11 protein-coding genes and 5 tRNA genes are annotated in these 11395 nt (G+C 29.3%); all 16 read right to left on the bottom strand.

Annotated features, from left to right (window positions below; all coding sequences use genetic code 11):
* Positions 1–175: 175 nt before the first annotated feature.
* A complete protein-coding gene (locus tag CAMP5082_RS07125) occupies positions 176–1042 on the bottom strand; it encodes a hypothetical protein (protein WP_263708818.1) in 867 nt (288 codons plus the stop codon).
* Positions 1043–1143: 101 nt separating this feature from the next.
* Positions 1144–1228 (bottom strand) — tRNA-Leu (locus CAMP5082_RS07120).
* A gap of 5 nt (positions 1229–1233) precedes the next feature.
* Positions 1234–1310 (bottom strand) — tRNA-Arg (locus CAMP5082_RS07115).
* A gap of 27 nt (positions 1311–1337) precedes the next feature.
* Positions 1338–1414 (bottom strand) — tRNA-Arg (locus tag CAMP5082_RS07110).
* 3 nt (positions 1415–1417) lie between these two features.
* Positions 1418–1494 (bottom strand) — tRNA-His (locus CAMP5082_RS07105).
* A gap of 12 nt (positions 1495–1506) precedes the next feature.
* A tRNA-Pro gene (locus tag CAMP5082_RS07100) sits at positions 1507–1584 on the bottom strand.
* An 86-nt stretch (positions 1585–1670) separates the two neighbouring features.
* Positions 1671–2393, bottom strand: coding sequence for a TerC family protein (locus CAMP5082_RS07095; RefSeq protein ID WP_337206323.1), 723 nt, complete (start codon positions 2391–2393; stop codon positions 1671–1673).
* Between the two features lie 42 nt (positions 2394–2435).
* Positions 2436–3008 carry a phosphoribosylglycinamide formyltransferase gene (gene purN, locus CAMP5082_RS07090; RefSeq protein WP_257939414.1) on the bottom strand — a complete coding sequence of 191 codons (573 nt, stop codon included), beginning with the start codon at positions 3006–3008 and terminating at the stop codon, positions 2436–2438.
* Positions 2999–4345 carry an NAD(P)H-hydrate dehydratase gene (locus CAMP5082_RS07085; protein ID WP_337206322.1) on the bottom strand — a complete coding sequence of 449 codons (1347 nt, stop codon included), beginning with the start codon at positions 4343–4345 and terminating at the stop codon, positions 2999–3001. The genes purN and CAMP5082_RS07085 overlap by 10 nt, the downstream gene beginning before the upstream one ends.
* Positions 4329–5669 carry a DNA recombination protein RmuC gene (gene rmuC / locus CAMP5082_RS07080; protein WP_337206321.1) on the bottom strand — a complete coding sequence of 447 codons (1341 nt, stop codon included), beginning with the start codon at positions 5667–5669 and terminating at the stop codon, positions 4329–4331. Before rmuC ends, CAMP5082_RS07085 begins: the two co-directional genes overlap by 17 nt.
* 2 nt (positions 5670–5671) lie before the next feature.
* On the bottom strand, positions 5672–6361 hold the full coding sequence (locus tag CAMP5082_RS07075) for an NYN domain-containing protein (protein ID WP_039627173.1): 690 nt from the start codon (positions 6359–6361) through the stop codon (positions 5672–5674).
* An 8-nt stretch (positions 6362–6369) separates the two neighbouring features.
* Positions 6370–7878: a YifB family Mg chelatase-like AAA ATPase gene (locus CAMP5082_RS07070; RefSeq protein WP_337206320.1), complete on the bottom strand. Its 1509-nt coding sequence runs from the start codon at positions 7876–7878 to the stop codon at positions 6370–6372.
* Positions 7875–8399 (bottom strand): peptide deformylase, encoded by a 525-nt coding sequence (gene def, locus CAMP5082_RS07065; protein WP_039642414.1) that lies wholly within the window; start codon positions 8397–8399, stop codon positions 7875–7877. Before def ends, CAMP5082_RS07070 begins: the two co-directional genes overlap by 4 nt.
* Positions 8396–9436 (bottom strand): GGDEF domain-containing protein, encoded by a 1041-nt coding sequence (locus CAMP5082_RS07060; protein ID WP_126341147.1) that lies wholly within the window; start codon positions 9434–9436, stop codon positions 8396–8398. The genes def and CAMP5082_RS07060 overlap by 4 nt, the downstream gene beginning before the upstream one ends.
* Before the next feature lie 14 nt (positions 9437–9450).
* The gene (gene clpP / locus CAMP5082_RS07055) at positions 9451–10041 is read right to left on the bottom strand and encodes an ATP-dependent Clp endopeptidase proteolytic subunit ClpP (RefSeq protein WP_039619386.1); all 591 of its coding nucleotides are present in this window, start codon (positions 10039–10041) and stop codon (positions 9451–9453) included.
* On the bottom strand, positions 10041–11360 hold the full coding sequence (gene tig / locus CAMP5082_RS07050) for a trigger factor (protein ID WP_039619387.1): 1320 nt from the start codon (positions 11358–11360) through the stop codon (positions 10041–10043). Before tig ends, clpP begins: the two co-directional genes overlap by 1 nt.
* Positions 11361–11395: the final 35 nt, after the last annotated feature.

The raw sequence follows: 11395 nt of genomic DNA, 5'->3' as shown, positions 1-11395 counted from the left end.
TTGTAGATGTGTGAAAGTTATTTTAGGGAAACAACGGAAGGAATGTAAAATAATATAGAATAGAAGATGTAAGAGGATAAAAAACTCCAAAATTTTAGTAAAGCTTTTAATTTTTGCATAAAACATATTTAACTATAAAATTAAAACGCTTGTTTTGCCAAAATAATATATGATTTTAACCAAATAATTCCATAGCGTCTTTGTATGCACTGACCAACGAAGCTAAAGTAACAAAACCACCGATAATTAAAAAAATCATTTCGATTTTTTTTCTTTTATTCTCTTTTATTTTTTCCTTTTTATCTTCCTCTTGATTTTGTTCAATATGCAAAATATCAACAAGATTTTCTATCTGGATTTTAAGCTCTTGATGTTGTTCTAAAATATCGTAATATTGAAATATAATTTTCCATATTGCATGTTTTTGTTGATAGTTATAGTGCACTGGATTACTAAAAAAATACTTTAGATTAAAAACATAAAAATCTTTTTTAATATCAATAACATCATGATAATTTTCTTCATCTATAATACTTGAAGTTAAATTCAAATAATACTCCATTTTCTCACGATAAGCCAAAGAAAGCGCAAACATAGTCATTGTATCGTTAAATTTACTTTCACAATTATTAAATCTAGCCTGAAATAAAAAGCCTTTTTCTGAAAACACAACTTTAATATCTGGATTATCATAACAATTTGATTTATCTATTTTTAATGTAGAACTACCTCTTAATAGTTGCGATATTTTACCATCATTCATATTTTCATCGGTATATACAACTATATGATCTATCACACCTTTTTTAAATTGACAATACTCTTGACTTACCGAGACTCCATCTTTTATGCATATAATACATATATCAAAAATTTTATATATTAATATTGTATCTTTGGCATACTTTTGATCTTCTATATTGGTGTAAATTTCTAAATTTTGAGTCAAAAAGGTATGAAAAAAATCTTTTGTTCTTGTATCTTCTTTAAATTTATCCTTGCAAAAATTTTCAATAATTTTAACTTGATATATATTTACCATAGCATCTTCCTAATTTTGTAGTATTATAAATTTAACTTATTGTTATAAATATGATTAAGATGAATCGCGAAACTTAAATACTTAAAAGAGTTTTAAATTAGTGGTGCGGATGAAAGGACTTGAACCTTCACGCATTGCTGCACCAGATCCTAAGTCTGGCGTGTCTGCCAATTTCACCACATCCGCAAAAGTGGTACGCTCAAGAGGATTCGAACCTCTGACCTACGGCTTAGAAGGCCGTTGCTCTATCCAGCTGAGCTATGAGCGCATAAAAATAAAAGTAACAATAGGCTTATGGTGCGCCCGATAGGAATCGAACCCATAACCTACAGATCCGAAGTCTGTCGCTCTATCCAGTTGAGCTACGAGCGCTGATGGGGTGAGTGATGGGAATCGAACCCACGACCCTCAGGACCACAATCTGATGCTCTAACCGACTGAGCTACACTCACCATTTATAAAAATGGTCGGGGTGAAAGGATTCGAACCTTCGGCCCCTTGGTCCCAAACCAAGTGCGCTAACCAGACTGCGCTACACCCCGATGTACAAAAATAAAGCGTTATTTTACATAAAAAAATATTAAAAGTCAAGATAAAAAAATATTTAGCATAAAAAATGCTAAATATTTTAAGAATTGTCTGTTTGTTTTTTTTGTGAAATGATATTTAAAATTTCTACTATCAAAGAAAAAGCCATAGCTGTATAAATATATGCTTTATCTATATGGATATCAAAACTTTCACATACTAAAACAAAGCCTATCATTACTAAAAATGCCAAGGCTAAGATTTTAATGCTTGGATATTTTTCTACAAAATCTACAATTGGTTTAGAAGCAAAAAGCATAACTAAAACTGCAATAATCACAGCAATAATCATAATCTCTATATCTTGAGCAATGCCCACAGCAGTAATAACACTATCAAGAGAAAATACTATGTCTATCACAGCTATTTCAGCAACTACAACCCAAAGCTTATTGCTAATTTTTATATTACTTTGACTTTCCTCTTGGTGCATTATACTTTCTTTAATTTCCTTAATAGACTTAACTATTAAAAACAAACCTCCAAACAAAAGCACCAAATCTCTACCTGAAATTTCATTACCCAATATACTAAATAAAGGTGTGACAAGTTTCATCACCCAAAATAAAGACAATAACAATAAAATTCTAGTAATCATCGCAAAAGCAAGACCTAGAATTCTACCCTTATCTCTATGTTCTGGTGGTAATTTAGAAACTAAAATCGCTAGAAAAATTATATTATCAATACCTAGTACAATCTCCAAAGCTGTAAGAGTAAGTAATACCACCCAAGCATCTACACTAAAAATCCATTCAAACATTTACTTTCCTTAAACAAAAAGCGTAATTATAATGATGAAAAATTAATCATTTTCAAAAATTTTTACAATGGTTTCAGGCAAAAGTGTATGTTCAAGCTCGTGAATTTTCGCTTCAAATTCTTCAAAGCTTAACTTAGCTTTTTCAAAGGCTTTTTGAGTAATGATTTTACCACCATCAAGCTCTTCATTAACCCAATGCACACTAATGCCTGCTACTTTCATATCACTTTCATAGCTTTCTTTGATAGCATGAGCACCTTTAAATAAAGGAAGCAAAGAAGGATGAAGATTGATAGCTTTTATATTTTGAGTAAAAACAGGACTTAAAATGCGCATAAATCCTGCCAAGATGGTCAAATCTGCTTGACTTTCTTTTATAATTTTTACTAATTCTGCGTCAAATTCTTCTCTTGAAGTAAATTTTTCATGTTCTATGATCTTGGTATCAAGACCATATTTTAAAGCTCTTTGTATGCCATAAGCTTCTTTTTTATTACATACACACAAAACCACTTCAAAGGTATTTTTGCCAAAAGTTTTTTTATGTAATTTTTCTAAAATATTTTCCAAATTACTTCCATTACCACTAAATAAAACTGCTAATTTTATAAGCATTTTAACCCCTTTATTAATTTTAAAGCATCAAAGCTGATTTTATTTTTCTTATAATTTTTAGCCACCAAAGCATGAGCTAATACTGCATTTTTTGTAGCTTCTAAAGCATTAAATTTAGCTCCAAGTAAAGCTGCTATCATGCCACTTAGCACATCCCCACTTCCACCTTTTGCTAAAGCTTCATTGCCACAATTTACTACAAAAAGTTTTTCTTTTTGAGTGATAATGGGATTAGCCCCTTTTAACACCAAAGCACATTGAAATTTAGAGCTAAATTTTCTTGCATAAAAAAAGCGTTTGTTTTGAATTTCTTCTACACTTATATCCTCATTAAAACAAAGTTTTAAAAGCATAGAAAACTCTTTAGGATGAGGGGTTAAAACAACATCTTCTCTAGCAAGATAAGAAAGTAAATTTTCACCTTGAAAACAATTTGCATCTAAGACTAAAGGAATGTTTTTTAATCTTTCATCTTTTAAAATACTTAAATCATCAAGTCCCATACCTATAGCAGCTGCATTTATTTTACCTTCAATATCATCTTTTAGCATAATCAAAGGCGAAAAGCTTTCTTTGGCCACTAAAGATACAAGCCCCGCTCCAAACTCTAAAGCACCAAGTCCAGCTAAAGTACCTGCGCTTTTATTGGCAAAAATATAAACATGACCAAAATCACCTTTATTTGAGCTAGCTTTTTTTGTAATGAGTTTTAAATCTTTTTTTTCTAGTAAAAAACTTGAAGTATTTTGCATATAAGGTTTTAAACCCAAATTTGCAATTTTAATTTTACCTACAAATTCTTTTGCAAAATCTTCTAGCAAAATTTCTTTAATTACCCCCATGCAAAGAGTATAATCAGCCTTAAAACATAGTTCTTGTCCAAGCCCGCTAGGAATATCACAAGCTATTTTTAAAGCCTTACTTTTAGCAATTTTTTTAAAAATTCTTTGCAAATTTTCATCTAAAGCTTTATTTAAACCACTTCCAAAAACACAATCAACTATAATGTCAAAATCTTTAAATTTAGGTTCTTTTTTTAAAAAATTAAAACCTATATTTTTTAAAATTTGCTCTTGCTTGGTAAACACTGTACTTTTTTTATATGGTACAGTATAAGCAAAAGCTTTTTTTAAGTGTCTAATGGCCACAAGTCCATCAGCTCCATTTCCACCAGTACCAAGCAAAAATAAAATTTTGGCATTTTTTATGTTTTTACTTTTTTTCTTAATCAAATTTGCAAGCTCTATGCCTGCATTTTCCATCATTAAAAACTCATCCAAACCTTTTTCAATAAGCTCTTTTTCATAAGAAATATTATCTTTAAACACTACTTTCATCGCCCATCTCACATTTTATAAGCTTTTGGGTTTTAGCGCCTAGCTCTTTAAGCTTTATCACTCTTGAAGCAATATTTCCACTTCCATGAGTAAGCTTTGTTTGCATATTATCTACATTTGTGTTTAATCTTTTGATGTTTTCTTTGATTTTTTCAAAATCATCTAAAACACCTGCAAATTTATCATGAAATTTGCCAAGCTCATCAAAAGCTTTTAGGATATTTTCATTACTTTGTATGTTTTTCCATGAAATATTTATCGTATTTAGTGCCATAAAAAGAGTGTTTGGTGTGGTTAAATAAACCTTTTTTTTATAAGCGTATTGATAAATTTCAAGATCTACATTTAAAATCAAATCTAAGATATTTTGATAAGGTATAAAAAGCAAAACAAATTCATAAGTGTGTTTGTCATACTGCATATAAGGCTTTTTGGCTAACTCATCAATTCTTGATTTTAGATTATAAGCTAAATCAAGACAGGTATTTTGACTAATATCTTCAAAAGCAAAATCACTTGGCAAAGAAAATTTTGCATCTATGATTATACTTTTTTGTTTATCTAAAAATACTACCGCATCAGGAATATAGGTTTTACCCTCATCTTGAAATCTCTCTTGCAATTTATACTGCACGCCCTCTACTAAGCCACTATTTTCTAAAACAGATTTTAGTTGCAATTCTGCAAAATTACCACGAATTTTTTTATCACCCTTTAAAATTTTAGCTAGCTTATCTGCATTTTCTGTCATATTTTGGCTAAATTTAAACATATTATCAATATGAGTTTTAAGACTAATTTCATTTGAATTTAGTCTTTCATTGTATTCTTTAACACTTTTTTTCACAGGCAAGAAAATTTCTTCTAAGATTTTTTTTGTATCCTCATTAAGCATAAGTTTGTTTTGACTTAAAATATTAGCATTTTGTTTTTGTAAATTCTGTTCTAATTCTTGTTTTAATTCTGCCAAGCTTTGCTTGTATTTTTCTTCTAGTTTTATTAAAGTTTGAGTGTATTCTTCTTTTAAATTCGCACGCTCTTTTAAATGTATATTTAAAAGTTCTTGTTGGGTTTGTTCTTTTTGAGCTAATTTTGCTTCTAAAGCCTCGTTTTTAGATAAATATAATATTTTTTCATCTAAAAGTTTGGAATTTTTTTCCATGAGTGTAGCTTTTTCAAGCTCTAAATTAGTAAGTTGATTTTGTAAGGCTATATTGTTTTGGTCTAAAAACTCCAATTTTGCTTTTTCTTTTTGGCTTTTAAATACATACCATATAAAAGCTAAAATTACAACAACTAAAAAGGCTATCAAGATATTTTCCATTTTTAAGCCTTTGTTTTTTCAATAAGAAAATAAATATTTTTTTCATTACCTTCTTTAAATTGTTTCATTTGTGGTAAAAACTCTTTTACTAAAGCTCTAAAATTTTTAAAACCAAAATTTTGAGGGATAAAATTTGCGTGTTTTCTATTCATATTAGTGCGAATTTGAGCATATTCAGCACGACCTTTTTCTTCTATTAAGGCTTCTGTGATATTGATTAAATCTTTGATATATTCTTTAGTGCTTAATACTTTTTCTTTGGATTCATCTTGATCTAGATAAAAAAATTCACTAAAAGAATTCACATAAGATTTTACAGCTTGTTTTAAACCCATGCCAATAACTTGCTTTTTACCCTCTTTAAGCCTTTGGATTAAACTAGTATAATCACTATCACTTGAAACAATGACAAAAATGTCAATATCCTTTTCATAAAAAAAACTCATAATCTCAGTGATTAAGTACATATCACTTGAGTTTTTATTAGCTATAAAATTAAATTGCTGCATAGCAATAATAGAATATTGTGCGATTTGTTCTTTCCAATTTTGTATATTTTTTTGCGTCCAATCTCCATAAATTCGTTTTATAACGATTTCTCCATAATCAGAAGCGATATCAAAAATAGATTTTGCATATTTTGAAGGAATATTTTCTGCATCAATAAAGATCGCCACACTTTTATTATCCATTTTTACTCCTATGTAGTTCTCATTCTAAAACTTAATGCTTTTAAAATATGAGTTTTTAAGATCAACTCACTTTGCTCTAAATCTGCAATAGTTCTTGCTACTTTTATGGTTTTATTTACCCCTCTTTGAGAAAGATTATATGAATTTATAGCCTTTTGTAAAATTTCATTCGCAGTAGAATCTAAAATACAAAATTGCTTCAGCTGCTCATCATTTAATTTAGCATTAAATTCTTCTTGTTTTCTTTGCTTTTGAAATAAAAATCCTTTAAAAACCATTTCACTCATCTGTTTAGAGCTTAAGCTTGTTTTATCTTCATGCGAAATCTCATCCATAGCCACATAAAGATCAATTCTATCTAAAATAGGAGATGAAATTTTATTTTTATATTTTTTAATTTCTATCTCTTGGCAACGACATGCAAGACTTTTAGAAAACAAATTCCCACAAGGACAAGGATTTTGCGCACAAGCAAATAAAAATTTAGTTTCATAAATCACTTTGGTATTAACTCTTGAAATAAGAATTTTAAAATCCTCTAACGGCTCTCTTAAACTTTCTATGATTTGTTTTGAAAAATGAGGAAACTCATCAAAAAACAAAACTCCTCCATTTGCAAGTGCTATTTCTCCTATCTTGGCATTTTTAGCTCCTCCGCCAAAAATACTAGCTCTAGTACTTGTATGATGAGGACTTCTAAAAACCCTACTAGCACTAAAATCATCATCTAAAGAATTTAATGACTTATAGGCATTTTGAGCTAAAATTTCTTTCAAACTTTGTGGTGGCATGATGAAAGGAAGTCTTTTAGCACACATACTTTTACCACTACCTGGACTACCTTCAAATAAAATATTATGCATACCCAAAGCTGCTATTATGCAAGCAAATTTAGCATTTTCTTGACCCTTAACTTCTTTAAAATCATAAGGGTAAATAGAATTTTTTATATATTTTTGATTATTAATTTCTATGGCATTTTCAAACAAAGGATGAGCATTATTTATATGATAATTCTCATAATTTTTTTCTTTAAAAAAATCCATAGCTTGAGCTAAATTTTCCAAAGCATAAATTGTTAAGTTAGGTATCATCGAAGCTTTTTGTGCTATGGCTTTTGGTACCACTACTTTGGCATTTTGTACTTTTGCACTTAAAAAAAGCAAGATAGAAAATAAACTAGCAGTACTTTTAATACTTCCATCTAAACCAAGTTCCCCAAAAACAAAAAAATCATCTAAATTTTCTTTTTGAAATAAAATCAAAATCGCAATAGCCAAATCAAAATGAGAGCCATTTTTAGGGATATCTGATGGACTAAGATTGATAGTGATTTTTTGTGCTGGGAAATTAAAATTTTGACTTAGTAAAGTTGCCTTAACTCTTTCTGTGCTTTCTTTGATGGTAGAATTTGCAAGGCCTACTATACTAAAACCTGGCAAACCTCTTGTGAAAGTTGATTCTACATCGATAATATCAAGCTCTGTAGAAAAACTTGCACATTTTAGTTTTTTCATTTGTTCTTTTTGGATTTTTTCTTAAAGTCTTTATCAAATTTTTGGCGTTTTAAAAAAGAAAGTTTTTCTATAAATAAATGCCCATCAAGATGATCAACTTCATGTTGAATAGCCACTGCTAAAAAATCATGCGCTTGTAAACTTTGTGGCTTACCAAACCTATCTTGATAGTCAAGTTGTATATTTTTATAACGCATTACATCTTCATAAAAACCTGGTATGCTTAAACAACCCTCATTGCAAGAAATTTTTTCATCATCTAAAGGTGTTATAATGGGATTAATAATTTCTAAAAGAGTTTGCTTATCTTCTTTTTGCTCACCTTCTTCATCACCAATATCTACAAGCAAAGCTCTAATTGGCACATCAACTTGAATAGCAGCCAAACCTACGCCCTTATTGGCTATCATTGTTTCATACATATCATCTAAAAGTATATGTAAATCTTTATCAAAATTTTCTACTTTTTTTGACTCTAAAAATAATCTTGGATTAGGATAGGTAATTATCTTTCTTATCATTTTTCTTTTTCCACTATTATAAAGGGTTCTAAATTTTTTCCTGAGTCTTTTAAAGCTTCAATGCATTTTTCTATTAATTCTTCACCTTTGCTATCTTGATTAACAGCACTTATAGCCACTTCAACATCTACTTCTATTTCTTTATCTGCTAGGAAAAAATTTGAATTTTCTAAAGATTCTAAAATTTTATTGCATATTTCTTGTGCTTTTTCTAAATTTGTATGAGAAATCATCATAGCAAAAATATTGTTTCCGCAATGAGCTACTATATCACTTGAAGAGACATTTTTGCTAAAAATTCTGCACACGCCTTTTAAAAAGGCATTTTTTTCTTTTTGAGTATAAGTTTGCTCAAGAATTTCTTCTTTTACTCTAAAAAATATTAAGGAAGTATGATAATTATATTTTGCATTACTTTCAATGCTTTTTTCTAAATTTTCTAAAAAGTATTTTTTATTATAAACTCCAAATTTAGAATCAAAATCACTTTGCTCTTCTATATGTTTATAAGTTTGTCTAACCTCATCAAAATTTTCTTTAATCTCATCTGAATACTTGTCTAAAATACTAGAAAATCTTGAAAGATCTGCTTCAAGAGCGTGAATTACATTAGATACTGCTAAATTGCCTGTACTAATTGCAAGTTCTGAATTACGTCTTCTTAGCATATCTTTAACTGTTTCAAGATGCCTATAAATCATAGCAATGTATTGTAATAATGCCGAAGTAGAACTAAAACTTTTTTTAATTTCTTGCTCTATATTTGCACGTTTGATACCATCATCATTTTGCTCAAATTCCATAATCTCACTAACTTTTTTCTTAAAAGCCACCGGACGTTCTTCAAGCATTTTTTGAAAATAAACTCCATAATTAGTTGGCGTTGGAGGTACATTGTCTTTTACAAGCTCAGTCAAAATAGACTTTGCAAATTTTTCAAATTCACCTCCACTAATTTTTTGAATTTTTGGAGCTTCTTTGGCTGGAGTTGGATCACTACTTAAATTTAAATCAGCAAACAAATCATCATCTAACATTGCTATGTTTTTCCTTATTTAAAACTTTTTTCCAAAACCTTATCGATTAAGCCATATTCTTTAGCCTCTAGCGCACTCATAAAAAAGTCTCTATCAGTGTCTTTTTCTATTTTAGAGAGTTTTTGTTTGGTGTTTTTAGCCAAAATATCATTTAAAATCGCTTTTAATCTTAGAATTTCTTTTGCTTGAATTTCTATATCAGTTGCTTGTCCTCTTGCTCCACCTAGTGGTTGATGGATCATAATTCTTGAATTTGGTAAAGCAAATCTTTTCCCTGGAGCACCACAACTAAGCAAAAATGCACCCATTGAAGCAGCTTGACCAATACAAATAGTACTTACATCAGCTTTAATATAATTCATCGTATCATAAATACTAAATCCACTGGTTACAACCCCACCTGGTGAGTTAATATAAAGATAAATATCTTTTTGAGGATCTTCAGCCTCTAAAAACAAAAGCTGAGCTACAATAGAAGCAGCAAGATCATCATTGATCTCGCCACTTAGCATGATAATTCTATCTTTTAAAAGTCTTGAATAAATATCATAACTTCTTTCGCCCCTGCTTGTTTTTTCAACCACATAAGGTATGTATGAGCTCATTATTTTTCACTTTCTTTTTCAGTTTTCTTTTTGTCATTTTTTTTGAAAATATCAGCAAAAAGTTTTTCTTCGATTAAAGACATTTTAATAGCAGGCAATGCACCTTGTTTTTTGTAATTATCTAAATGTTCTTGCGGGTTAAAACCATATCTATAAGCTTCAAAATAAATCGCTTGGATTAATTCTTGATCGCTTACTGTAACATTTCTAAGTTTTGCTAGCTCGTCTATAATGAAAGTTAATTTTACGCTTTTTTGTGCATCTTCTTTAAAACTTTCTCTTTTTTCTTTATATTTAGCCTCATCTTTAAATTCTTTTAATTCTTCTTCGCTTAAAGTTCTCAAAGAGCTTCTAAATTGCATATCTGTTTCTTGCTCTACTATATTTCTTGGTAAAACAAAGTCAAACTTAGCTACCAAAGCTTCTGCAAATTGATTTTTAAGCTCATCATTGATAAGTTTAAAGATTTTTTCATTTTTTAGTTGCTCTTTTAATTTTGCATCTAATTTTTCAACACTTGGTTCTTTTTCTTCAGGCAACAAGCTTTTTAAAAGCTCTTCATTTAACTCAGGTAATTTAAGTTCTTGAATTTCATGAATTTTTACTTTAAATACCGCATCTTTTCCTGCTAAATGTGCTGCACCATATTCTTTTGGAAAAGTTACATTAATATCTTTTTCCTCACCTGCCTTTAAACCAATCATACCTTCTTCAAATCCTGGTATGAATTGTTTTGAACCAATTTCTAAAACATAATTTTGAGCTTTTCCGCCATCAAAAGCTTTACCATCAACAAAACCTTCAAAATCAAATTTAGCAAAATCGCCTTCTTTTAAAGCTCTTGCTTCTTTAATCGCTTCAGGAGTAGCAAATCTTTTTAATAATTCTTCTTTTTTTGCATCAATTTCTTTTTGAGTTACTTTTGGTGTATTATAAGTTGGAATTAGTTCTTCATATCCATCTAATTTTACTTCTGGTCTAAAAGATAATACCATTTGAGCCTCAATAGCGCCATCTTTTCTATCAAATTTTTCAAAATATGGCTCACCTACTAAATCTTTAGCCTCTTTTTTAACTTCTTTTAAAGCACCATCTACAGCATTTCTTAAAAGATCTTGCTCCGCATCTCTTGTAAGCTCTTTTTCATATCTTTTAAGTATAGCAGCAACAGGAACTTTTCCTGCTCTAAAACCATCCATTTTCATAGTTTTAGACGCTTTTTTAGCTAATTTTTCAACTTCTGCTTTAATAGCCCCTTGAGCAATTTTCACAGTAGCATTTGCATTTGCAAAATCAATTAGTTTTGCTGTAACTTCCATAATATTTTCCCTTTTTAAATAAAATTTTTTGATAA

This window comes from Campylobacter sp. LMG 17559, assembly GCF_024723605.1.
In the GTDB taxonomy this organism is placed as follows: domain Bacteria; phylum Campylobacterota; class Campylobacteria; order Campylobacterales; family Campylobacteraceae; genus Campylobacter_D.
The sequence above is the reverse complement of the archived record's forward strand: the minus strand, read 5'-3'. Positions and strand labels throughout refer to the sequence as shown.